At 59.3% G+C, this 22,385-nt stretch carries 23 protein-coding genes, 1 tRNA gene and 2 pseudogenes; 15 read left to right on the forward strand and 11 right to left on the reverse strand.

Annotation, left to right across the window (positions count from 1 at the left end):
* Positions 1-19 precede the first annotated feature (19 nt).
* Together V1277_RS00725 and V1277_RS00730 are read right to left on the reverse strand one after the other, a co-directional pair.
* Positions 20-253 (reverse strand): hypothetical protein, encoded by a 234-nt coding sequence (locus tag V1277_RS00725; RefSeq protein ID WP_334414634.1) that lies wholly within the window; start codon positions 251-253, stop codon positions 20-22.
* Positions 254-561: 308 nt separating this feature from the next.
* Complete coding sequence (locus V1277_RS00730; RefSeq protein WP_334420253.1) at positions 562-711, reverse strand: ChaB family protein; 150 nt, start codon at positions 709-711, stop codon at positions 562-564.
* Positions 712-921: 210 nt separating this feature from the next.
* Between V1277_RS00730 and V1277_RS00735 the strand changes: the two genes are divergently transcribed.
* Positions 922-1,746 (forward strand): site-specific integrase, encoded by an 825-nt coding sequence (locus tag V1277_RS00735; RefSeq protein WP_334414635.1) that lies wholly within the window; start codon positions 922-924, stop codon positions 1,744-1,746.
* A gap of 631 nt (positions 1,747-2,377) precedes the next feature.
* A complete protein-coding gene (locus V1277_RS00740) occupies positions 2,378-4,429 on the forward strand; it encodes a PAS domain S-box protein (protein WP_334414636.1) in 2,052 nt (683 codons plus the stop codon).
* A gap of 553 nt (positions 4,430-4,982) precedes the next feature.
* Here V1277_RS00740 and V1277_RS00745 read toward each other — a convergent pair.
* The gene (locus tag V1277_RS00745) at positions 4,983-5,405 is read right to left on the reverse strand and encodes a hypothetical protein (protein ID WP_334367195.1); all 423 of its coding nucleotides are present in this window, start codon (positions 5,403-5,405) and stop codon (positions 4,983-4,985) included.
* Positions 5,406-6,255: 850 nt separating this feature from the next.
* Here V1277_RS00745 and V1277_RS00750 point away from each other — a divergent pair.
* Complete coding sequence (locus V1277_RS00750; RefSeq protein WP_334414637.1) at positions 6,256-6,444, forward strand: hypothetical protein; 189 nt, start codon at positions 6,256-6,258, stop codon at positions 6,442-6,444.
* A gap of 186 nt (positions 6,445-6,630) precedes the next feature.
* Here V1277_RS00750 and V1277_RS00755 read toward each other — a convergent pair whose 3' ends face one another.
* Both V1277_RS00755 and V1277_RS00760 read right to left on the reverse strand, forming a co-directional pair.
* On the reverse strand, positions 6,631-7,833 hold the full coding sequence (locus tag V1277_RS00755; protein WP_334414638.1) for an extracellular catalytic domain type 1 short-chain-length polyhydroxyalkanoate depolymerase: 1,203 nt from the start codon (positions 7,831-7,833) through the stop codon (positions 6,631-6,633).
* Between the two features lie 5 nt (positions 7,834-7,838).
* Entirely contained in the window at positions 7,839-8,258 is a 420-nt protein-coding gene (locus V1277_RS00760) for a CopG family transcriptional regulator (protein WP_334414639.1), read from the reverse strand.
* 62 nt (positions 8,259-8,320) lie between these two features.
* Here V1277_RS00760 and V1277_RS00765 point away from each other — a divergent pair, with 62 nt between their 5' ends.
* From V1277_RS00765 to V1277_RS00785, 5 genes are all read left to right on the forward strand, one after another.
* On the forward strand, positions 8,321-9,385 hold the full coding sequence (locus tag V1277_RS00765; RefSeq protein WP_334414640.1) for an alpha/beta fold hydrolase: 1,065 nt from the start codon (positions 8,321-8,323) through the stop codon (positions 9,383-9,385).
* Positions 9,386-9,500: 115 nt separating this feature from the next.
* A complete protein-coding gene (locus tag V1277_RS00770) occupies positions 9,501-9,935 on the forward strand; it encodes a hypothetical protein (protein ID WP_334414641.1) in 435 nt (144 codons plus the stop codon).
* A gap of 87 nt (positions 9,936-10,022) precedes the next feature.
* A complete protein-coding gene (locus V1277_RS00775; RefSeq protein ID WP_334414642.1) occupies positions 10,023-11,477 on the forward strand; it encodes an acetamidase/formamidase family protein in 1,455 nt (484 codons plus the stop codon).
* 92 nt (positions 11,478-11,569) lie between these two features.
* A complete protein-coding gene (locus V1277_RS00780; RefSeq protein ID WP_334414643.1) occupies positions 11,570-12,046 on the forward strand; it encodes a hypothetical protein in 477 nt (158 codons plus the stop codon).
* Positions 12,047-13,368: 1,322 nt separating this feature from the next.
* Positions 13,369-13,776: a hypothetical protein gene (locus V1277_RS00785; RefSeq protein WP_334414644.1), complete on the forward strand. Its 408-nt coding sequence runs from the start codon at positions 13,369-13,371 to the stop codon at positions 13,774-13,776.
* A gap of 374 nt (positions 13,777-14,150) precedes the next feature.
* On the opposite strand, the gene V1277_RS00790 is transcribed toward V1277_RS00785, so the two are convergent.
* Entirely contained in the window at positions 14,151-14,654 is a 504-nt protein-coding gene (locus V1277_RS00790) for a DUF3237 domain-containing protein (RefSeq protein WP_334414645.1), read from the reverse strand.
* 645 nt (positions 14,655-15,299) lie between these two features.
* Between V1277_RS00790 and V1277_RS00795 the strand changes: the two are divergent.
* Positions 15,300-15,491: pseudogene (locus tag V1277_RS00795) on the forward strand (tyrosine-type recombinase/integrase); the annotation flags it as partial.
* 44 nt (positions 15,492-15,535) lie between these two features.
* Here V1277_RS00795 and V1277_RS00800 read toward each other — a convergent pair.
* Positions 15,536-15,823, reverse strand: coding sequence for a hypothetical protein (locus V1277_RS00800; protein ID WP_334414646.1), 288 nt, complete (start codon positions 15,821-15,823; stop codon positions 15,536-15,538).
* Positions 15,824-16,160: 337 nt separating this feature from the next.
* On the opposite strand from V1277_RS00800, the gene V1277_RS00805 reads away from it, so the two are divergent.
* Positions 16,161-16,790 carry a Mom family adenine methylcarbamoylation protein gene (locus V1277_RS00805; protein ID WP_334414647.1) on the forward strand — a complete coding sequence of 210 codons (630 nt, stop codon included), beginning with the start codon at positions 16,161-16,163 and terminating at the stop codon, positions 16,788-16,790.
* A 45-nt stretch (positions 16,791-16,835) separates the two neighbouring features.
* On the opposite strand, the gene V1277_RS00810 is transcribed toward V1277_RS00805, so the two are convergent.
* Both V1277_RS00810 and V1277_RS00815 read right to left on the reverse strand, forming a co-directional pair.
* On the reverse strand, positions 16,836-17,225 hold the full coding sequence (locus V1277_RS00810; RefSeq protein ID WP_334414648.1) for a Crp/Fnr family transcriptional regulator: 390 nt from the start codon (positions 17,223-17,225) through the stop codon (positions 16,836-16,838).
* Between the two features lie 101 nt (positions 17,226-17,326).
* A pseudogene (locus tag V1277_RS00815) lies at positions 17,327-17,506 on the reverse strand (cyclic nucleotide-binding domain-containing protein); the annotation flags it as partial.
* Positions 17,507-18,270: 764 nt separating this feature from the next.
* On the opposite strand from V1277_RS00815, the gene V1277_RS00820 reads away from it, so the two are divergent.
* The 3 genes from V1277_RS00820 (at position 18,271) to V1277_RS00830 (ending at position 20,732) form a co-directional block, all read left to right on the forward strand.
* Positions 18,271-18,516, forward strand: a complete 246-nt coding sequence (locus tag V1277_RS00820) for a hypothetical protein (RefSeq protein ID WP_334414649.1) — start codon at positions 18,271-18,273, stop codon at positions 18,514-18,516.
* Positions 18,517-18,950: 434 nt separating this feature from the next.
* A complete protein-coding gene (locus V1277_RS00825) occupies positions 18,951-19,172 on the forward strand; it encodes a hypothetical protein (RefSeq protein WP_334414650.1) in 222 nt (73 codons plus the stop codon).
* A 285-nt stretch (positions 19,173-19,457) separates the two neighbouring features.
* Complete coding sequence (locus V1277_RS00830; protein WP_334414651.1) at positions 19,458-20,732, forward strand: tyrosine-type recombinase/integrase; 1,275 nt, start codon at positions 19,458-19,460, stop codon at positions 20,730-20,732.
* Between the two features lie 23 nt (positions 20,733-20,755).
* Here V1277_RS00830 and V1277_RS00835 read toward each other — a convergent pair.
* A tRNA-Leu gene (locus V1277_RS00835) sits at positions 20,756-20,840 on the reverse strand.
* 97 nt (positions 20,841-20,937) lie between these two features.
* Positions 20,938-21,180 carry a FliM/FliN family flagellar motor switch protein gene (locus V1277_RS00840; protein ID WP_027583831.1) on the reverse strand — a complete coding sequence of 81 codons (243 nt, stop codon included), beginning with the start codon at positions 21,178-21,180 and terminating at the stop codon, positions 20,938-20,940.
* Positions 21,181-21,243: 63 nt separating this feature from the next.
* Here V1277_RS00840 and lipB point away from each other — a divergent pair, with 63 nt between their 5' ends.
* Together lipB and V1277_RS00850 are read left to right on the forward strand one after the other, a co-directional pair.
* Positions 21,244-21,972 (forward strand): lipoyl(octanoyl) transferase LipB, encoded by a 729-nt coding sequence (gene lipB, locus V1277_RS00845; protein ID WP_334414652.1) that lies wholly within the window; start codon positions 21,244-21,246, stop codon positions 21,970-21,972.
* Positions 21,973-22,080: 108 nt separating this feature from the next.
* Entirely contained in the window at positions 22,081-22,380 is a 300-nt protein-coding gene (locus V1277_RS00850) for a hypothetical protein (protein WP_334414653.1), read from the forward strand.
* Positions 22,381-22,385 lie beyond the last annotated feature (5 nt).

Here is a 22,385-nt window from a genome sequence, read left to right on the forward strand (position 1 = left end):
ACCGTAAAGCGAGTCACAATCAGGACTTGTCAGCGTTCTTCTTGGCCCGATCGACGCGGTCCCACTCTTGAAGAATGCGAAAGAAGCCAGTCATATTCTCGATGATCTCACGGCCGTCCTCGCGGGTAAGCTGCCGCTTTGTCCGCGGCTGCCAGATTGCAATCGTCTGATCGATGAAATCTCCGCATTCAACGGATGCGGCCGGCGCATTGTTTCGGCTACTCTGTCTTTGAGGTTTGCTGTCCATTGCCATGACGTATTCTCGGGCCAAGAACGACGCACATTCAACTGAAATCAAGAACCAGCTTGGCAATGAAGTCAGCGTTGATCCAACGCTTCGAGGGGTAAATCACACACGCCGCAACGTGAGTGTAGTTGGGGAAACGCCTCAATGGAGCGTGAGGGACGTGATGAAATTAGATCACGCAGCCAGCCGATATGGAGCGCGATCACAAGCATGTCGGCGATTCGGTGTCCGGGCGGCCTGGATACATTTGCAAAGCGTTTAACGCATCGGGGGACGACCTTGCAGACTAAGCCCTTGCTCAATGCAGCAAACCATCAGCCGAGCTCACGTCGTGACATCCAGTTGTTGCCGACTTTCATGTAGGACCGCTTCACCGCGCCTGATGCGATCCGAAGTGCCGCCTCTTCCTGTCGAGGATCTCCAACGTGCTCGGCAAAGGAGTGATTGAACGCCTCGCGAAAAATGTCTTGTCAATGCTCAGGCAATGGTCCCTGACCGAAGGCGGGAGGGGCGTTCACTACGTAAGGTATCTGCACCACTCCTAGTGATCTTCTGACCACGAGAAGGCCGGCCAGGCATCAATTATTTGTAAGAGCGAAGACATTTCCCTGCACTCACCGAAGTCAATTGATCAGGCAAACGAGCGCCCAATTTGCTTCAACGCCAATAACGACGTGGCTAATTCCAATTTGGCACTCACGTTCCAATCCGACCGCGAAAGATTGATCGAGTTCGGACGGAAGCGAGCAGCGCAAGGGGCTGGGCCGGCAACCCTTGCGATCGATCTCTCCTTCATACGAACCATCCTACTGCACGCTGCGTCAGTTCACGGCATCGAAGTTTCTGTAGAGAGTGTTCGGTTAGCGCGAGCTGCGCTGAAGCATCTCGATCTCGTGGGAAAATCAAACGAGCGCGACCGCCGTCCTACGCAGGATGAACTAAACCGATTGATTGAATATGCTGAATGCAATCCCCTACAATTTATTCCACTCGGTAGAATTATTCGCTTCGCAATCGCGACTGCAATGCGCCAGGCCGAGATTTGTCGGATAGAGTGGACTGATGTCGATATGACCAAGCGAACGGTCACCATCCGCGATCGCAAAGACCCGCGACGAAAGGACGGAAATCATCAGATAGTTTCTCTCCTCAATTCCACGGGCTACGATGCATGGCAGATCATTCTCGAGCAACGTATAGTCACGCGTAGTATCGGACGCGTGTTCCCTCACCACTCAAAATCCGTTGGAGCTGCTTTCCATCGGTCATGCAACGCTATCGATCTCGACGATTTGTGTTTTCACAATGTGCGCCATGAAGGCACAAACCTGCTCTTTGAAGCTGGTTTCTCGATACAGCAGGTTGCGATGGTGACGGGCCACAAGGATTGGCGGATGCTGCGGCGCTATACGACTCTCAAACCCGAAGACCTACACAAACTGCAGAAAGCTGCGCAACCCTCAATGGAGCAGTTCGTCTCAACGCTGGTTTCGACCTAGGCCATGTATTCATCAGCCCGGCGGCGCGACGACGAATTCGATGACTGCGTTACTCACAAAGCGAAGCGAGCCGCGCGGCAACGAACTCACGTGACTCGCCAAAAGCCGGAAGTATTAACCCGCGCTGCTCCACGTCCGCTCTACCGCCGAGAGCGGACCTTGCTGGACTCCTCCTCCATGTCTCCTAAGGGCCAAGAGCGGAAGTCGGAATCATTCGATCACCTCGTCGGGGCTCAGTCTGAAAGAAGCCGCCAACCGAGGTGGTTTTCTGTTCGTTCAAGTAGAGGGCCGTTCTTCCCTGATAGTCGCCGCCTGGCGCGTGAGTAGTGCCTACCGACCATGATGGTTCTTGTCTCCCGATACGGGTCCGAAGGCGGGTACATTAGGTTGGTTTCCAATTCGACGTTGTTTCTAGCGAGCGGTCAGAGATAATCTCGCGTCAGAGTGCGAAGGTCTAGCTACTCCCATACATAAGTATAGTGGTCACGCGATATGCCCTGATCGATCATTCGCTGCTGGGGCGAAGAGCTACCGGCATCCAATGTTCAAGACCGGTTGGGGAGGCAATCTGCCGCTGCGGGACGCGCAACGGCGAGCTACTCGTCCCAAAAATATGATTCGATGAGATCAATTGTTCTCGGCAACAAAATCGACCATGCCACATCCTGCTCAAGTACCCTCTGAGATCGTCAGCAAGTGGCAGGAGATCGTGGATCTACTTGCCGAGATCGTGCACGTCCCTTCCGCGTTGATCATGCGGGCGGAGCCGCCCAGCATCAAGGTCTTCATATCAAGCAATGCCAAGAGGGATCCTTGGGGCGTCGTGTCGCTCGATACGGGATTCTGTTGCGAGACCGTGATGAAGACCCGCCAATCGCTGCTTATCCCTGACGTCCGCGAGGACGAACGGTGGAAGTTGTGCCCTGACAGTAATCTGGGATTGATTTCTTACCTTGGTGTTCCGATCGCTTGGCCCGACGGCGAGATATTCGGAACTCTCTGTGTTTGTGACAACAAAAGGAACGAGTATAGCGGGCTTTACATCAGACTCATGCTGCTGTGGCGCGACGTATTGCAGGCCGACTTGGAAACGTTGGCAGCGCGCCAGCGTGCGGAAGAGGCGCTGCAGGAGAGCCAGGAGCGCTTTCGCATCCTCATGCAATTCTCCTTCGGGGTGTACTGGGAGACCGACGCTCAGCATCGCTTTATCCGCCAGGAGTTCGCCGATCGCCTTGCCGACGCGCCGGCGCCGGGCTCCGAGATCGGTAAGACGCGCTGGGAAGTGCCGTACCTGGAGCCTGACGCAGAGGCCTGGCGCAAGCACCGGGAGACGCTTGATGCGCATCTCCCGTTCCGCGATTTCGAGCTCGCCCGGCCGACGTCCGGCGGCGGCAAGCGCTACGTGTCTGTCTCGGGGCTGCCGGTGTTTGACAAGGCGGGCCGCTTCGTCGGCTATCGCGGCGTCGGGCGGCACATTACCGAGCGCATGCGCACCGACCAGGCGCTACGGGAGAGCGAGGCGCGTTTCCGCACCTTCGTAGACCACGCGATCGACACGTTCATGCTTCACAACCAGGATGGAATTGTTCTCGACGTTAATCGAAACGCCTGCGAAAGCTTGGGCTATAGCCGGGACGAACTGATCGGGATGACTCCGTTCGATTTCGATGCGGATCTGAACACAGTGACGTGGCAGCGTTACGGCGATCGCCTCAAAGCGGGGGACATCGTAACGTTCGAGAGTCGCCATCGCCGAAAAGACGGCACGGTGTTCCCCGTCGAGATTCGCGTGCGAGAGTTCTGCCAAGACGGCGGCCGGCGACTGTTCATTTCCCTAAGCCGGGACATCACCGAACGTAAGCGAGCCGCTGAGGCTTTCCGCGAGAAACAGGTGGAGCTGACGCACGCCAGCCGTGTCGCAACGATGGGCCAGCTCACCGCCTCGGTCGCCCACGAAGTCAGCCAGCCCATCGCCGCGACGCTTACCAACGCCCAGGCCGCGCTGCGCTGGCTCGGTTCTCAACCTCCGAATCTGGAGGAGGTGCGACAGACGCTCGCTCGCATTGTCAATGACACCAAGCGAGCCGGCGAGGTGATCAATCAGATCCGTGCCCTCATCAAGAAAGCACCCGCGCGGAAAGATAGCATGGACGTCAATAACACTATCCTCGACGTCATCGCCCTGACCCGAAGCGAAGTGCTCAGACATGGCGTCTCGCTGCAAACAGACCTCGCGACCGGCTTGCCGCTCATCAAATGCGTTCGCGTCGAGCTGCAACAGGTAATTCTCAACCTGATCCTCAATGCGGTCGAAGCAATGAGCTGCCTCAACGAAGGGGCGCGGGAGCTACGAATCAGCACGAACACGGATATCTCGAACGGTGTGCTCTTCGCGGTGCGGGATACCGGTCCGGGGCTGGACCCGACGAGTGAGGATCGCCTCTTCGAGGCATTCTACACCACCAAGCCGGACGGCATGGGTATGGGTCTATCCATCTGCCGTTCGATCATCGAGACGCACGGAGGGCGGCTGTGGGTCACCGCGAATGAACCGCGGGGCGCAGTGTTTCAGTTCACCCTGCCTCCCGAACAAGACGAGCCCGTTCGCGCCGCGCGCGCGATGGTTGGACCGGATCCCTCCATGGCACCACTGCGTGCCGAAACGCCATTCACGGTAGCGTAGTCGCGCGCCGTGTCGATTTCCCAAAGCAATCGTGCGTCGGCAGTGGCCTAGGCGCGCAGATAACCGCTTACCTCGCCCGAGAAGACAACTCCAGCAATCTCGCGTCTGACAAGCAACGAAAAAAGAGGATTGTCGCTAGACCGCTGGTGCGTCCGGCACCAGTACGGCCAGGGTCAATGTCCGTTCCGGGTCAAAAGGCGGCATCGTTCGGCTTTAGAAGCGCTTCTGCTCTGCTCTCCAAGGCGGACATCATCCGGCTCATGCGGCACGGCCGTTAGGGGCCGATAGTGTTGCAAAAGTCGAAAGTTGCAGGGCTCAAGATTTTTCGCGAAACACTAAGCAGCGAGCGATCGTTGATTCGTATGACCTCAATCGCGCTACGAAAGTCGCCTGTGAATTTGCGCGAGGCCGTGAGGTCCCTCACATCTTGTACACGAAAGTCGCGCCCACGGCCCGCAGAATTTTGGTCATCGGCGAAAATCGACTTTTGCAACACAATCGGCCAGAAGCGGACAGGATCACGCAGCGGCGGCGGCAATTTTCCAGCTCATCGTCAGCGGCGGTAGGGAAAGCAGCGGTCGCGATCGAGTGTGAGACCGAAATGCGCTCCCAGCGCCGCGATGGCTGCGCCTTGCTGAGGGTAAGGATCGGCATTGGATGCGGCAACGATGATGATGCGGAAATCGCCGCGATCCTTGCCACCCGGCGGCAGCATCGCTGTACTCAGTGCATTGCCATCCCCGTCGCGCAACGTGAGGAAAAGCGGCATCTCTCGCTGTATATGGGCCTTGAGACCGATGTCGCGCTCGATCGCATCGGGTCGTTCGGGACGCCATGACTGGACGGCCTTCTCCCGCTCGCGGCAAAAATATTTCTCGACCGTGTGGCCCATCAGGCGAGACTCATGCGCCGCCTCACCTTCTGTCTCGATACGGAACCAGGCCTTACCGTTCGGCGCGTCGCAAACAAACTGCATTTCACTCGTCCCGGGATCCCCGTAATTCTAGGGCGGCGATCCTGCAAAACCAACATGAGATTCGCTTCCGTGCATAACGCTGCACGATCGTGTGATCGGAAGTCCGGCTGCAAGACCGCGCGACCGTCGCTCGACAGGCGATGATCGAGCTCCGATCTGATGAAGTTTCGCGAGGCGGTCCGATACGCCCAGTCCGGTAAACCTGTTCACCGCAACGTCCGCTTTGGGTCCAAACTCGGAAGTGTCCCTGCTTTCATGGCAGGTCCGCTGTACCCTCAAGGGCGGACATCGTCAGGCCGCGCTGGAAGGTCCGTTTCGTCACAGAAGCAGACCTAGCGCTCTCGCACATTCACGCGGCGCGGAACGGTCAAATTTAGCGCAGAGCGCATTAGCCGACCCGCAGCAATAATATAACTGCCGATTATCTTCTTTGGAACGGCCAATCGCGAGACGCGTTTCGCGGGATAGCTCGGTGCTGTTCCCACAGACAACTCGATACCCATGTTGATGAAGGGGAAAGAACCGCAGATGACACCCTCGTCCCAAACCGACGCGGAGAGGTTCCGTAAGGAGGCTGAGGAATGCCGTGAGCTGGCGGAGAAGGCCATGAGCCCTCTGGATAAGGAGGCTTGGGTGCGCCTTGCCGAGGATTGGCTGAAGCTTGCGCAAGAGGCGGAACGGGGCACCAGGTTTGGACGGACGAGATGATCCGGCTTACGTCACGGACAATGCAGGCTTTACACGTTAACATTTGATTTGGTGGACGACGGTCTCCTCTCGATAAGATCGAGATCGAGGCGACGATTTCTTACGACTGGCCAGCAAGGACCTGTCGTCAGGAGAAATCGCGATGACCGTCAAAGAGCTCATAGTTCGACTGCAGGCGCTTCCCAACCAGGATGCGCTTGTAATTTTTGCAAGCGGCAATGCAAACGAGTGGCTGGTAGCCACTGGCATCGTTGAGCGCGGTATTTCACCGTCACCCGCAAACCCGGATTTTGTCGTACCAGGCAACGATCCTGGCGTGGAGATCGTCTAGCCACTTCTCCTTCCAATGAAACACGGAAGAGGCAGCCCTGAGTACTCGGCCACCGAGGTCCAGCTAACAAATCCAACCACACCGCTAAGTCCTATCTATCTGCTCTGGATATGTCCGCTTTGCCTCAAATGAGCTGACAGTCGGCTCGTAGCCGTCATTTCCGAAAGTGCCGCGAACGGGCTGACCCTAACCTGATCGCTGTGGGAGCGAATGCTCGAGGAAAAAACGCAGCATTTCCCTTGCTGCGTCCGGTCCTTTCGGATCAGTGTAGGAGCCGGCTGGGTTGCCTCCGGACCATGCGTGACCAGCTCCGTGGATATCCCAGTGCTCCAATATTCCGCGCCCATTCACGTCGCTCAGGATCGTGCGGGTATAGGCATGCCCTCCAGGTACTTGGCCGCGACCAACCTTCTTTTGCAGGTTCATCGCTCTGACAGACTGCGCAAGAATTTGACCGCTGTTGTTAGGATGCACGGTAGTGTCGCAGTCGCCGTGAAAAACAATAGTTGGAACAGGTGGACCGTCACATAAAGTAACGCTGTGACTGGCTCCGCCACCTTGTCGCATGGCGACCAACGCAGATGGAAGGTCAATAGCGGCCCCGCAGGCAAGGCCAGAATGTACGCCGATCGCTGCGTACAGATCTTTGTAGGTATTACCCATGATCGCAGCAGCGGCAGCTCCGGCCGATAGTCCACCAACATAGACGCGATTTGGGTCGATCGAAAAGTCACGCATGACTTGGCGAGTGATGCCCGCGATAAGCGAGGGTTCACCTTTGCCCCGCTGCTGGTCGGCTGGGCGAAACCAGTTCCAGCATTTCGCCTGGTTTGCCTCGCTGCGCTGGGCCGGATAGACCACAAAGCAAGATTTTTCTTCAGCAATGAAGTTCATCCTCGTACCAGCGGCGAAATCGTCTGGGAATTGAGTGCAGCCGTGTAGCATCACGATCAAAGGAAGCGATTGGTCCTGATAGTGGCTGGGGATGAACAGCTTGTAGGCACGGCTTCCCGCCGGATTGCTGTAGGTTCCTTCGATGAACCTCGTGCCGTCAGGCACGATATCTGACGGGGAAAGCGGCTTGCGCTCAATCACAGCTCGCAAGTTGAACCCAGGGCGCTGCCTTGTGCGATCGAGAAACTCGCGGAGCATGCGAGGTTCAGCGGATGGAGGCCGCGCCAGGTCCGGGCTATCGCTCTCCTCAATAGCATTGGCCTTCGCGTCAATGATCGACGGCTCTTGTCCAATAAGCGCGGGGTGACCGATGCGGGATTCCGGGTCTGGCGCGCTTTCGTCGCGCAGCATGCGTTGAAGGAGCGCGGTGGCCTCCACGAGTCGGCCAGCGCGCGTGAGGCGTGTGGCTTCGCCAACTATGTCCTGTCTGAGCATTGCGTTCACCGTGTTCTATCGACGAGGGCGGCCTTGACCGCCGGACTGGCCTGCAACGCGCCCAGAACGCAGACCGAAGCAATTGCGGCGCGAGCAAGCTCGGGCGTGACGTCTTGAGCGATACTGGCAAGGCCCAAAACGTTGATGTGCAGCATTTCCCCGGCTTGCCGCGCCGCTTCGAGATCCTCTCGGCTGAAGTGCCTCAGACCCAGATCCAAACTTTTTCGGGTCGTTGTCTGTTTGACGACGTCCGCGTGACGTTCCAGCTGGTTGCGGATTGCCGTTCGAATGAAATCGGTACGGTTCGAGTAGAAACCTTCCTGAACCATCAAGTCGACCTGACCAAGATCGACATAGCCGAGATTGATCGTGATTTTTTCGCTTTCCGGGGGCTTTGGCCGGAGTTCGCGGACGTTGCTCGTCATGGCATTCCTCCATCCTCATGCCATCTATATGGATGGTATATGGATGTTAAAGGCGCCTGTCAATGGAATGGAACGCTGGTGGGTTCTCGAATTTGAAGTGCACCCACGGACGCGAGACGATGTTTCCGATTTTGTCGGTTAGCGACGCCTTCAGAAGGTCAGTTGGTGAAATGCTGGAAAGTGCGGGCTACGGGCCGCATGAAACGGCATGGGACCGCGTTGAGCATCCCGATTTCCGACTACGCCGCTACGCACGGTCGGCGGCGACCCCTTCGTCAGTCTTGATTGTACCCGCCCCGATCAAGCGGGCCTACATATTCGACCTTTTGCCGGACGTGAGCGTGGTGCGGCGTCTCATCCAGGCGGGATTCGCCGTCTACCTGTACGAATGGCCAGAGGAACAGGATGGCAAGTGGGACCTTGAATCCAGCATACGCTCGCTCAGCCTTGCAGCTGAATTGATCGCGACCGAGCATCGCGGCCCATCCACCCTCGTCGGGCACTCTCTTGGTGGGACCCTCGCCGCAATCACTGCATCTATTGAGCCGCACCTGGTCAGCAAACTCGTGCTTGTAGAAGCTCCTCTAAAATTCGGTGAACAGACCGGAGCGCTAGGACCGATTGTGCTGTCTTCGCCAACAGTGCCGCTTGGTCCCGTCCCGGGAAGTCTGCTCGATCTGGCGAGCGTTGTCGCGGCTCCGGAAGAATTCGTTATCGGGCGTTATGGCGATAGCTGCTCAAGCTTGCTGGATCTGGAAGCGTTAGCAATCCATGTTGCCGTCATTCGTTGGAGTCTGGATGAGTTCGCGCCTAGCGGCCAACTGATCCGAGATGTTATCCAGCTGCTCTATCGTGAAGACCGATTCGCCGGGAACGAGCTTCATGTGCTTGGGCGGGATGCCCGATCCGACGCTCTGGCCAAAATTCCCGTTGCGGCCATTGTCGATCATGCAAGCCGAGTGGTCCCACCCTCGTCAGTTTTAGGAGTGTTGAAGAACTCTTCGATTTTTCCGTATGAGCCGGAAGTCGGCGTGGCGCTTCAGCATGTGGGACCACTTGTGGGCAGGCAGGCGCATCGAGCAATCTGGCCGAAGGTAATTGATTGGTTGCGTGGGCGCCAACGATGACGCCAACCTAAGGGCAAGTTGTCGATTGCCGCTTTGCTTCGACAGCGGACGTCGCTCAGGACAACGTCAGGTCAGCTTGGTGCCAGAAGCGTGACGTCGCTATGAGTTGGCACCGGTGGCCTCATGCGTTCACACTCGACCAGAGGCGCCGGGCGCCGCCGCGCTCGAACTGCTGAGCCGCGGTCTTCTGGCAGCCATCGGCGCATGGCTGCTCTTTCGCGCAATCCGCGGTGAGCCGCACCGTCACGATGCTTGTCCGTGGGACTTGTGGCGGGTCTCGTACCGTGCCCGCCTCACGTTGTTCGCGATGGTCTACGCCCTGGCAAACGGTGTCCCAGCGGCCGGCGTTGCTTTCGCCGCCGCGATGCTGCTGGGCGTCGCCCTGACGCCCTGCGTTGTTGCGTTGCTGACAACCTTCGCACGCGAATGGCGCGTGCGCAGCTGGACCCGGCATGGCGCAACCCTAGCCCATCTGTCCCGTCTCCTGGAAGGTGCCACGGGCGTCGCCCTGTTGCTGATCGGTCTCGCGCCGTTCGTTTCGGTGATCTGACCGCGAAGGATATGTCCGTCGTGTCAGCGCCGACACTGAAAACGCTGCACTTTGAGGACAAGGAAATGCTGGACCGACAAGAACGCCATGGCGGTGAAGAGGCCGTTGTTTTTCCGCCCTTTCGACCCATGGTGGTTGGCACTTACCCCAAAGGGGAGTAGCTTCGCCGGACGGTCGTCAGGACGAGATCTTGATCTCCTCATCGTGCCGCCGGGCGCCCAAGGCGTTGCCGATCGTCGTCCCGACCAGAATAGGGTCACGATTCTGCTGAGGGAGGAGCGAATGATGCAATCTGGGCAATTCTGGATCATCACTGCGGCCGCGACATTGCTGCTCAGCGCAACCGCAGCGCATGCGGATACGACGTCCGTTAAGGCGTGGCAGATTGTGCGCGTCGCGAAGACCGGCGCGCACTGCGTCGACGACAAGAACTGCATGAACCGCATGCACCCGGCCATCAAGCCGGTGAGTCGCGCCAACCCCAGTCAGCATATCGTCTTTGAAACGCGCGACGCCTTCGACTCCGACTTCAACCTCGGCTCCAAGCCCGAGGATGTGTCGGCGGCCGATCTCAATCTCGTCCATCCGCTGACCGGCCCAGTCTTCATCGAGGGTGCCCAGCGCGGCGACGTACTGGCGGTGACACTCCTCGACGTACAGCCGGACGACTACGGTTACACCGTGATCGTCCCGGGCTTCGGTTTCCTGCGCGATCGCTTCACCAAGCCTTTCATCGCCAATTGGAAACTCAACCGCAAGGAGGCGGTCTCCGACCAGATCCCGGGCGTCGTCATCCCCTTTAACGGATTTATGGGCACGGTCGGGGTGCTGCCGGGCCAGCCCGAGGTGGTCACGATCCTCACGCGCGAGGCGGCGCTGCAGAGCGCGGGCGGCGTCGTGCTGACTCCGCAGCCGCTCGGTGCGCTGCCGAGCGATGTCTGCGGTCAGAACGGAAGCAGCAAGAACGAGTGCCTGCGCACCATTCCGCCGCGCGAGAACGGTGGCAACATGGACATCAAGCAGATGGTGGTAGGCACGACGCTGCTGCTGCCCTGCTTCGTGGACGGGTGCGGGTTGTTCGTCGGCGACGTCCATTTCGCGCAAGGCGATGGCGAGGTCTCCGGCACGGCGATCGAGATGGGGGCGACGGTCACGCTGGTCACCGAGATCCGCAAAGCGCAAGCCGCGAAGGTCAAAGTCCCGCACTTCGAAGGCGGCGATCAGCTCATCCGGTTGGCGCCGACCGAGTTCTACGCCACCACCGGCTTCCCGCTGAAAGCCAAGGGCCAGATCCCGCCTTACCATACCTACCTCGGCAGCCAGAAAATCGGCCCGCTCGAGAACCTCTCGGAGGATCTGATGCTGGCGGCGCGCAACGCCCTGATTGAGCTGATCGACTGGATGGTTGGCGAGAAGGGCCTCACGCCGGAGCAGGCATATGTCGTGGCGAGCGTGGCCGCCGACCTGCGTATCGGCAATGTCGTCGACGTGCCGAACTACGCAGTCTCCGCCATCCTGCCGACCACCATATTCCGCAAGTAGTAGCGTGTGGCATAAGACCGAAGGTCCTGAGGTTGGGGGGAGGCCGAGCCGCCGGGGAATTCCTCCGAACGGCGGGGGCCGGCGCCGCAGCCATGTTCCTTTGTGGCCACGCACCCTATGGCCAGTGGGGCGTCTACCGCCGGCGTCACCTGCTGATCCTGACTTCGCGCGCCGATCCTCCCTCGTTCGAGCTCGGCAAGCGGGTAGCTGAGGTCCTCGCGGATCGCTTGCCGAGCAGCAAGGCCCAGGTGAGCAGGGCGCCGCACAAGGAGCGCATCGCCAGTCTGATCAGCTCGCAGCAGTTGGACGTCGCGCTAATGCGGCGCGACGATGCGGCAGCCCTTCGACAAGGGAGGCCCCCCTTCGCCGAGCACGGACCAGTCAAGCTGTTCACCGTCGTCGGCATCGGAGAGTATTTGTTCGTCTGCCGCGACGACTTTGCAGCACGCCATGCCTGGTTGATCGCCGAAGCGTTGGACAAGAGCCGCAGCGCCCTTCCCGAATTGCTGCTGCCGAGCGGTTCGTCCTCCGAGCCACCCAAAGGGATTCTTGGATGTTCGTGCGCCTGACCAGACGGAAGCGAGCCAAAGCGGGGTGGTTTGTCGCCCTGCTCTATTTGCTTTGCGTCGTTGCGCCGCGACGATTACCGCGATCCCGGTCCTTACAAATTTCCGCAAGGCACCGTCGCCTGGGAGGTCGAAGCACCCGCCGCGGCGCCATAATCCCGATCGTAGCGCCTTTGCTCATAGTAGCGATCCTCACCACGTGAGGGCGCATCGCCTTGTGCAAAAACCGCGCGGCAACGATCGCTGAGTTGCGGAGTATTTCGCCGTAAGCAAGCCACGATCCTGTCCACATCGGGGATTTGCGCGCCGCATAACCGCCAGACGTCGGGCGTGCAGGCCCTTTGTTGTTCCCACGTTCCCCGATACTCTTGGAAAAAGGCGGTACTCTGAAGGCTGATGCTGCAACCCGCCGCTATTGCAGTGATCAGGAAAATCTGATGCGCTCGCATTTCTACCTTCCTTGGAACGTGCGGAGTGCTGCGAGGAAGGTGCTTCGCCTCCAAAAAGGGCGCTAAGGTTCGCGTCACACAACAACGAAAAGCGCATCAGTCTGTTCCTACATAGCGCGCCACTATAGGTCCCCACATCGGCACACTTTTGAACCTAAGCGACCATCACTCGCGCATTTCGCGCATGCGCCGCGAAATGAGGACGACCGCAACAAAATCCTGTACGAACGGCTGTCATGACCACTCGCCCTGATTCTGACGCCGACACCGCTATGCAATACTTGATGTGGGCACTAGAGTTCATCGAGAAGACCGGTGATCTAAAGGCCGCGCACCACGCCTGTCTTGCCTTGGAATCGCTGCGCAAGCGCACCGCTCGATCAACTGATACTGGCGAGCACGCATCCTAGCTCGACAACCTCGACATTCTGATAGGCGAGCGGCGGCCGGTCAGTCCGCCTCCAATCAGCGCAGAAAAGTCTGCTTGGGGTCAAACTCAGAAGTCTGAGTGCGCAACTGGGAAATCCGCTTTGCCCTCAACAACGGGCATCGTCAGCCACACCTGTCAGGTCCGAAAAGTGCCAACTCCGGACATTCCTAGAAGCCGCAGCCCGCCGCCTCCGGAGGGTATGCCATCGGACCTTCGCACGAAACCACCTGTTTCTCAGGCGCGTCAGGTCGCGTAGAATGTAGTTGCCCTTGAAACGGGACAGCCGAAATCGCCGTCCGGGGCGAACGAGCAGCACTGACGCCATCGGCAGGCACACTCTCTTAAGAGGCCGACGCTTTTTTCGGTTCGCACAACTCATTCACATTCGACGAAATGCGCGCGCCGCCTCTGCGGCGGCTCGTTGCGCGACCCTCAGGAGAATAGCGATGAACAAGATCGATCGAAGGTCAGCACTTGGAATCGGGTTGGCAGCGGCTTCGGCGGCCATGATGAAGCCCGCCGCCGCTCAAACCCTGGGCTACAAGGACACCACGCCGTGGCCAGGCGTCGTGGTGCGTGCTTACGATGGCGAGACACCATCCATCATCCCCGGTTTCAAGACTGTCTCGATGCTTGACGTCATCATGCAGCCCGGATCGAAGACTGCCGGTCCCCCGATGATGAACGCCATGGTCTGCCATATCCCCGAAGGGGAGCTTCGGATCGAGCAGGAAGGAAAAACCTTTACGGCCAAGACGAATTTCGTTTGGACCTGCAACAAAGGTACAAACGAGCAAGCGTTCAACGATGGAAACGTGGTCGGGATCATGCGGATCACCGAGCTGAAGGCGTGAGATTTCCATTGGCAAAGAGAAGGGGAGGTCAAACTCCCCTTGCCGCCGAAAACTGGAAGCGCGAAAGCGTCAGGCTGCTTGCCCTCGGCCAGCAGGTGATCGCATCAAATCGGCTCCCTTTGCATTGCGGCTCCGGGTCACAAGCGGCGGTCGAAGGACCGCTGATGCGAAGTCCGGACTGCCCTCAAAACCAGACCAGCCGTAAGCGACGGAGTTGGTCGGCTTGGGCCCAATAGGCGACACGTGATCTTGTATCCAGTCGTCACGCCAGTGACCTGGATAGGAGGAGTGCCCTGTGCAGTGTTCTGACTGTACGAGGCGCTCTTCGGGCCCTCGACCGTTGGCAACCCTCAATCGGAAAACTCCGATACGGGTCACTTCAGCGCAAAGATATTATAGCGTACGTGACTGCCCTCACCGAATTTGACGGAAACCATCTTGCCAACGGCTTGGATCGCATTGAGCCAGGCGTATTTGTCGGACTTCGTCTGAAACGTCGGCGTGGTGAAAAAGTAGCAATCGTCCGCTTTTAGCTGCTCTCCGGCGTTCAGGCGGTCCGCCTGCTCCTTACTGCATTGGATCGCGCCGCCATAGCTTAGGTAGATGAGTTCGCCATCATCGGTTTGGATCGTGGCGCGCACATCGAGGCGGAAGACACCAGACGGCATCACTCGCAACCAGTCGGCGGCCGGCGCCAGGAATTTTCCTTTGATACGTGGCCCGTCGACCCCTCCGCCTGGTTGCGCATTGTAAATGAGAAGACTTTGATCAATTGCTTGAGGCGCATCGAGGGGCGCGTGCAACGTCATCAGGTACTCGGTCTTTATGGAAGTCTCGGGACCGCCGGCGGATGCCGGCGCGGATATGGCAAGCGCCATAACAAATGCGCCAAGGGGGATGATCCGGTGAGGAGGACAATATACCCTTCATTTTGTACCTCCCATTGTGGTTGTTTAATCGTGCACGAGACACCTCTTGTACTGGTGCATTCCAACCGAACGCGATATGTATCTAGCTCACCAGCTGGTGTGTCGCGCTCTTTCGGCGCCGCGCCGACAACGCTTGTAGCCGCCGAAAATTTTATCCAGTGCCAGCGTTCAGCGGGACGGGTCAACCGCCGCAGGTTCAGTCGCTGTGCGGATTGCGCGCTGTGCGGATTGCGGTTCGGTCCGACGACTGACGCATGCTCGCCTCGCGTCCGGTCGTGTTCTCCAAACTAGCACATTGTGATCGTGGCCACTAGCGAGACCCGTAATAGTCAACGAAGCTGCCGCTATCAGCCGCGTCCGAACACGACGGACCCATAGCAATCGTCTGCTGGATTGGCGCAAACTGGCTATAGACCGCAGTTGCTATGTCTGAGTTGGGTCAAAATGCGACTTCTGGTCTGTCGAATTGGACCCAAGTACGTCCTCAATCGTCTGAAAGCCGACCGTTCTTTCAAAAGGTTACCAGATTGAGAATGGCCCCCTCGTTAACGGAGCGAGAGCGTCTCAAGGCACGCCCTTTGGAATAAGGGAAAGATCGTCGGCGCAAAGCCGCCTCTCCACCCGAAGCACGTGTGGTCCATCCGGACGAAGCTCCAGGTCGATGGCAGGATCCGTGATCTGGCTCTGTTCAACGTAGCCATTGACAGCAAACTTCGGGGTTGCGATGTCGTGGCGCTCAGGGTCGACGACGTCGCGCCGAGCGGCCATGCAGCCGACCGTGCAAGCAGGAGCCACAGCTTTGACGCGCTGCCCTGACGCTTTGCGAACAATTACGCATCAGATTCTATATTGACCAAAACTTCCCCGGCGATGATTTCGGGATCTCCAAGATTAAGGTCAAGCAGGCTCGCTTTAACAGACTCCAGTACCTTATCGTTCGCCGCATTGGCGCTTTCGCGGTCCTCGAATATCATCACAGCGACACCGACGCCTTCGCCCCCATAATAAGATCTGAATCCGTGCGATTCCCTTAGGATCTGACCGATGCCGCTTTTGGCGCGGCGGGCAGCATCCGCAACCGAACGAACCTTGGTGTACTTTCGAATGAACATGTACATGAGGCCACCCATACGTCTGAGTCCGAGCCCCAAGGCATCAAAGCATATTGGGCCGCTGCTGGACTAGGGCCTATTTCCGGGATGGGTCATTCTCGACCGGGTCGAGCCAGCACCAAGTCCGGCAATATCCGTTATGCCCTAAAAGCGGAAGTAAGTTCTGACGATTGGCGCCTCCGCGATGAGCCGTGTTGAGTTGATGTACCGCGTCTCGAAGCATGTGCTACGAACTCAGTGACTAACCATGGGTCAGGCTAGGGATATCCGCGCGCGCCGATCTCGAAGAAGGACGCAGACGCGCTGATCATTCGGCTGCACTACAGCCACAAGACGGTCAACAATGCCTTTCGTCTTTATCGGCTGCCGGCTCGAGGGCGCGATGACGTTCGGCCCGTCGATGGACAAGAGGAACGTCCTCGGGCTCGTGCGCGATACCGCATGGAACGGCTTTCTCGAATTGAACCGGTTGGCGTTCTCGGAGGCGCTGCCGCGCAACAGCGAAAGCCGCGCGCTCTCGATCGCGCTGCGGATGATCAGGAAGCATTATCCGCACATCGAATGGGTGATCTCGTTCGCCGATGGAAGCCAGTGCGGTGACGGGACGATCTATCGCGCGGCCGGCTTTGTGCTCACGGGGATCAAGCTGAATAAAAGTTTGTTGCGATTGCCCGATGGTTCAGTCACGCACAAGATGACGCAAGTAACCGGAAAGAATCGCGCGGCGCATTTCGCCAAAACCGGCGGTTCATGGTCGGGCCAGGGCGTGCCGCTCGACGGCTACCAGATGCGATATATCTATTTTCTCAATCAGTCCGCGCGTGCGCGGCTCGCCTGCAAAGAACTTCCGTATGCGGAGATCGAGCGGCGCGGCGCCGGCATGCATCGAGGAATTGCGCGTGGCAAGCAGGCGATGGCCGGCCCCCAGTCGGCACAGCGGCGCGGCAGCGGCGACCGCCACGCTCCATTTTGACCGACGAAAGCTTGCAGGCGTCGCGCCGCCACGACCGCACTACGCTCACTTGGCATCGTCGAATTCAACCCCTGAGATGCGCTCATCAGCAGCCAGAGTCGCCCGACGAGATCGGGCCGTATTGTTCGAGAAGATCTCCTCAACTTCGAGACGCATGGTGCCGTGGCATTCGCAGGCTGCCGCGGCGAGCCGCGACTGGTCGATCTCGATCCTGCCTCGTTGCTCAGACCTGATCGCTCCGCGCGCTCGCAGATTGCGCATCAGGAGCGTCACTGTCGTTCGTCGAACACCGAGTATTTGCGACAGCGCCTCCTGGGTGAGCGGGAGGACGTCCTCGTCGATGCGGTCGCGAAGGTGGAGCAGCCAGCGCGCCATCCGGGCTTCCACCTGATGCAGCGCATTGCAGGCTCCGCTGCGCTGAAGCTGTACCTGCATCGCCTGACGTGACACTGGATCATGTACCGGATCGCCGGGCTCCGGTTAAATGCGGCGTGAAATCGCGGCGCCGGGATTCGCGAGGCAGTGCCCGCCGCACGGACGATGGCGGTAAGGGCCGAAGCTGACGGTCCAAACACGGAAAGAGTGCCTAATGCTCCCTCGCGCCCGACTATCGCCGTAGCCACGGTGTGACCGTCTGCCATGTCGATCATCAGCGAGATGGCACCGCTATGAGGAAACAAGACATAGTCGACCTGGTCACCCGCTCGCGAGATCACAGCGTCCTGATGGAGCGCGACCCCCACCAGCTCGGGCGCGAGCAGATCCAGGTCGGCTTGCGGTAGCGCTGCCAGAAGGCGGTTACCAATTCCGCCGGGCGGCGTCACTGCGACGAACCCGCGGTGAGGCATCCGCGGCTCGCTCCATCTGGAGCGTCGTGAAAGGGCGGTCTTAAAAAATGTCTAGCTTTGCTTGCTTTCTCTACACGCATCGAGAACCCAACTCACTTAGCGACGCTTTCACTCTTAAAAACGAAATTCCAAAAACCTCCCGCGAGAAGGGTTTTCCTGCTCGCGGCGTCGTGGGGGTTAGTCGCAACTAGCTGCCGGACACAACCGTAAAATACGCATGGGTAATTGCCGTGGACTGCGGAAACGCAGGGGTTCCAATTCCCGGCGCACGGTAGACAAGCGACATCGAACGCGGCAATCCAACGTCCCGATTTATGAGTACGCGCCCCGGTTCTTTCTTTTCGATTGATTGGCGAGGTTGCGGAGTTTTTCAATCAGGGCGGCGGTCAGCAGCGTGGCGTGGCCGTCGGGCGCGATGGCGTACACAAGCGCGCGGCGCGTGTGCGCCGCCGGGTCTTGCTCGATCTCGCGTGCGGATTGCGTAGCCGCGTGAACGGTGGGCCGTCGTTCGACGCGGTATTGACCGCGCCCGAGGAACAGCGTTGCGGTGAAGTGATCCGCGTGGCGGATCGCCTCGATCGCGCGGGTCTCGATCGCGTCGAACGATCGAGACTGGTCGAACGATCGAGACTGTGCGGCTCGGCGCGAAAGCCGCGATCAATGCGGCGGCCTCGATCAACGAGGCAAACGTTGCCTTCGATAGCATCCAGTGGCTGCCGACTTATTTATGGTGCATAGGGCCCGAGATGGCGATCGTTAACCTCAAGACCGTCAGCGATGCGGATTTCGTGCGCGGCTTCCAGCTGAAAGCGGCGAAGACAGGGCACTCGAGCACAACATCGATAGCAGCGAATCACCAAAGCCACTGCACAGACTAGTACGTTCGGTGTCATCATGTACCGCATGCATGAGGTCGGCACCCTCCCCGACGCTCCAAGGCCGGAGCATTGGAAGCGCTGAAGAAGCCCTTGAGAACTGTGAAACTGTCTCAGCTAAGCTCATCAAGAGAAAATGATCAGTATCTTCTTTTTCGACTTCACTGGCTCACGATGATTTTTGGCTCTTTCGACTATCGCACAATACTCCAAGTTTTATTTGGCTTCACTGGAGTGACCACTGAACGCCGTGGTTGAATGAATTAACGCGACGCTCTCTCCCGTACCATTCCTCCTTCGATTTCGTGGGTCGCCAACACAGAATCTGATGTCAAACGCGCTGTGGTCGCACTCAGACCGCCTTCGGGATGCTCGGTGTTGCATAACGGCAGAGCGCCCAGCTTGAACGGAGCTGAAGTTCACACGAGGAGAAGATCATGCCGCGGCGTCCGGCAAAGGTTACACAAGCAGACATAGCTCGCGCGATCCGCGCCGCCAAGGAAGCCGGCGCGAGCGCGGTCACTGTCGATGCGAACGGCGTCATTCGAATTGCGCTGATGGAAAGCGTCACGCCGACCCAGCCCACAAGCGATCTCGACGAGACGTGGGTGCCGTCAGAAGCGTTGCAGCGTTACCTGAAACGCACCGAAAGCGGGTGAAACACACCTTATGCAATTGATGCGGAGTCACCGCATCGTTAGACTCCAAGCATTGGTCCTCGGAGAAAGCCAATGCTTGAAACCAAACGCCGGCCTCCTCGCGCGCCCGAGGATCACCGGATGAACCTATACTACGATACTTTTCGTGGACGGCTGCGCTGGTACGTCAAGGTCAGCAAAACGGGTCGCCGCATCGACATCGCAGAAGATTACAGCACGTATGAGCGAAGCGACTTCCATCAAGCATGGGAGGCTGCGGTCCGTGCCTTGGGAGGAGTGCCACGCATGCGCCGCACCAGACCCGATGAGGTGCCACCCACTACGCGCCGCTACGTGATCAGTGACGTCTCCGACAAGGGTCAGCTGCGTTGGTATGTGCAACTGCGCGACAAGCTTCCGAAGACCCGTATCCGCGAGGAGTTCGGCACCGAAAAATTCAAGCAGGCGGTTGATGCCGCGATCGTCGAACAGATCGGCAAGTTCGGCGACGCCACCGACTGGGTTCGCGCCGAGAAGCAGCGCCGCAAGAAGCGTGAGCCGCTGCCGGACACGCCGCCGATTCCGGGATCGCTGCGCTGGTACTGGACGCTCTACAAGCAGAGCGACCGCTGGCTGGGTGATCTCGCGGTCGGCGAAAAGGGACTGGCGGATGGCACGCGGCTGGCGCGCACCGGGCTGATCGAATCGCTGCTCTATGACAATGGCGAGCGACCGTTCGCGGCGCTGAGGCGCAAGGTGATCCGCGCCGAGATGAAGGCGCGCACGCCCGTGCAGGCCGGCAACCTGCTCTCCGCGCTGCGGCACATGATCCGCTGGATGATCGAGGAGGAATATATCGAGGAGGACGACGACCCGACCATCGGGCTGAAGTCGGGCAAGGCGGCGGCCTCGCGCGAGAGCGGCGGCTGGGTGCCGTGGACCGAGGAGGACATGGCGAAGTACCGGGCGCGCTGGCCACTCGGCACCGAGGCGCGGCTGATGTTCGACATCCTGCACTTCACCTTCCTGCGGCTTGGCGACGCCGCGCGCTTTGGCCCCGAGCACTTAAAGCGGATCATCAAGCGGATGGCCGTGCAGATCGCGACCGAGAAGAGCCAAGGCCGCACCATCGTGACGGTGCCGGTGCATCCGGAGTTTGCCATCTCGCTGGCCAAGGCGCGCGAAGCCGGTATCTTGGGAGCCGAGACCTTCACCGGCAAGCTGGTCAAAGGCGCGATCGTGCCGATGTGCAAGAAGGCATGGGCGGCGAAGTTCAAGAAGTACGCCCGCCTTGCCGGCGTCAACGAAGCCAAGAAGAACTGCCACGGCGTGCGCAAGGCGCGTGCGGAGGACACTGCCTATGCCGGCGCGACCGAGTCGCAGATGATGTCGATGTTCGGCTGGCAGGACGAGAAAATGCCGGCGGTCTACATCGCCAAGGCCAACCGCGAGCGGCTCGGATTCGACGGTATGGACAAGCTGATCGCCTTCGATCAAACCCAGAACATCGTCGATCTGGCGATGCCGCCGGACCAGAACAGAATAGTAACCTTCGAGAGTAACCGGCGGAAAAAGTCGTGAGATTTCAACGCCAAGTGTGGGGGTGGTGCGCTCGGAGGGACTCGAACCCCCACGATGTTACTCACTGCCACCTCAAGGCAGCGCGTCTACCAATTCCGCCACGAGCGCTTGGGATACCGGCTGGAAGGATTGCAGCCCGCCGGATCAACGGCTGCGATGTAACAAATCAGGGATGGAGGGACAAGGAAGTTTTGCGCTCCGATAACTACCTGACATCAGGGGATTTCGGCAGCATTTGCTTGACTTCGACCGCGATGCGGTTGCGATCGACCAGCACCACCCCGGAGGCAATGGGCAAGTTATTGGCGAGGATCTTGACCTCGTCCGCCTCGGTGGCGTCCAGTTCGATGATGGCGCCGCGGGAAAGCCGCATCACCTGGTGGATGGGCATGGTCGTGGTGCCGAGCACCACCATGAGATCGACGCTGACTTTATCGAGGGTGGCCACTTCTGAACCGCCAAAGGGGACTAAATTGGTGTGGTTCCCACCTGAACACGTTATGGTTAGCCAATGGTTAATGACCGCCAAAGCCTTGATTTGACGACCTTCGCACAAGCCCAAGACGGCGGCGGGGTCGAATGGCGGATTTCGGCGGAACCGGTACCCTATCCCGAAGCCGTGGCAGCAATGGAGGCCCGCGCGGCCGAGATCGCCGAGCGGAAGGCGGCCGAACTGGTCTGGCTCCTGGAGCACCCCCCGCTCTACACCTCCGGCACCAGCGGCAGGCAGGACGACCTGCTCGAGCCGCGCTTCCCGTTGTTCACCACCGGCCGCGGAGGACAACTCACCTATCACGGTCCCGGCCAGCGGGTGGCCTATGTGATGCTCGACCTCAAGCGGCGGCGGCCGGACGTGCGCGCCTATGTTGCCGGCCTCGAAGAATGGATCATCCGCACGCTGGATGCCTTCAACGTGCGCGGCGAGCGCCGCGAGGATCGTGTCGGCGTCTGGGTCAGGCGGCCGGACAAGGGTGTCGGCCACGAAGACAAGATCGCCGCGATCGGCGTGCGGTTGCGGCGCTGGGTGTCGTTCCACGGCATCGCCATCAATGTCGAGCCGGAGCTCTCGCATTTTTCCGCGATCGTCCCCTGCGGCGTTGTCGATCCGCGTTACGGGGTGACTTCACTCGTGGACCTCGGCCTGCCGGTGGCGATGGAAGACGTCGACATCGCGCTGCGGCGGACGTTCCAGGAAGTGTTCGGAACGACCATGGCAGACCTGCCCGCGGCAACGGCCTGAAACTGTCGATCGGATATGCCCGCTTCTATCGCCGCTCTCCCTTGAGGTCTTCCGCCACGGTGAGTGCGGCCACATATCAGAGGCAGGCGGTGAACAGCGGAGGTCGCGATGATGTCGCACAGGCTTCCCTTCGAGAACCGATGGACCAACAGCACGCACGCCTGGGAATGGAATTGCGTATTAGAACGACTGGGCGTGGCGAACGTGCGCGCCATGTTCGCGGATCACGAACTGCATCATCCGAACAGGCTTAGCGTCACGATGAACATTCCCGTCGGATTCGTTCGCGACTGGCTGGCATTCCAAGATCGCCGCGCGGCGCGTCGGCAACTGCTTTGGCGAGCCACCGTGATTGCGCTCTTGCTTGTCGCAGCGACCGCGGCCGTGCTGGATGTGCTGATCGTGTGAGGCGG

This window comes from Bradyrhizobium sp. AZCC 1588 (assembly GCF_036924735.1).
Taxonomy (GTDB): Bacteria; Pseudomonadota; Alphaproteobacteria; order Rhizobiales; family Xanthobacteraceae; genus Bradyrhizobium.

Excerpts from the sequence above, each read along its gene's own strand:
- V1277_RS00725 (WP_334414634.1), bottom strand. The coding sequence starts at position 253 with ATGGCAATGGACAGCAAACCTCAAAGACAGAGTAGCCGAAACAATGCG.
- V1277_RS00745 (WP_334367195.1), bottom strand. The coding sequence starts at position 5,405 with ATGCAGTTTGTTTGCGACGCGCCGAACGGTAAGGCCTGGTTCCGTATC.
- V1277_RS00750 (WP_334414637.1), top strand. The coding sequence starts at position 6,256 with ATGACCGTCAAAGAGCTCATAGTTCGACTGCAGGCGCTTCCCAACCAG.
- V1277_RS00755 (WP_334414638.1), bottom strand. The coding sequence starts at position 7,833 with ATGCTCAGACAGGACATAGTTGGCGAAGCCACACGCCTCACGCGCGCT.
- V1277_RS00760 (WP_334414639.1), bottom strand. The coding sequence starts at position 8,258 with ATGACGAGCAACGTCCGCGAACTCCGGCCAAAGCCCCCGGAAAGCGAA.
- V1277_RS00765 (WP_334414640.1), top strand. The coding sequence starts at position 8,321 with ATGGAATGGAACGCTGGTGGGTTCTCGAATTTGAAGTGCACCCACGGA.
- V1277_RS00775 (WP_334414642.1), top strand. The coding sequence starts at position 10,023 with ATGGCGGTGAAGAGGCCGTTGTTTTTCCGCCCTTTCGACCCATGGTGG.
- V1277_RS00780 (WP_334414643.1), top strand. The coding sequence starts at position 11,570 with ATGTTCCTTTGTGGCCACGCACCCTATGGCCAGTGGGGCGTCTACCGC.
- V1277_RS00785 (WP_334414644.1), top strand. The coding sequence starts at position 13,369 with ATGAACAAGATCGATCGAAGGTCAGCACTTGGAATCGGGTTGGCAGCG.
- V1277_RS00790 (WP_334414645.1), bottom strand. The coding sequence starts at position 14,654 with ATGGCGCTTGCCATATCCGCGCCGGCATCCGCCGGCGGTCCCGAGACT.
- V1277_RS00800 (WP_334414646.1), bottom strand. The coding sequence starts at position 15,823 with ATGTACATGTTCATTCGAAAGTACACCAAGGTTCGTTCGGTTGCGGAT.
- V1277_RS00805 (WP_334414647.1), top strand. The coding sequence starts at position 16,161 with ATGCCTTTCGTCTTTATCGGCTGCCGGCTCGAGGGCGCGATGACGTTC.
- V1277_RS00810 (WP_334414648.1), bottom strand. The coding sequence starts at position 17,225 with ATGCAGGTACAGCTTCAGCGCAGCGGAGCCTGCAATGCGCTGCATCAG.
- V1277_RS00825 (WP_334414650.1), top strand. The coding sequence starts at position 18,951 with ATGCCGCGGCGTCCGGCAAAGGTTACACAAGCAGACATAGCTCGCGCG.
- V1277_RS00830 (WP_334414651.1), top strand. The coding sequence starts at position 19,458 with ATGCGCCGCACCAGACCCGATGAGGTGCCACCCACTACGCGCCGCTAC.
- lipB (WP_334414652.1), top strand. The coding sequence starts at position 21,244 with ATGGTTAATGACCGCCAAAGCCTTGATTTGACGACCTTCGCACAAGCC.
- V1277_RS00850 (WP_334414653.1), top strand. The coding sequence starts at position 22,081 with ATGATGTCGCACAGGCTTCCCTTCGAGAACCGATGGACCAACAGCACG.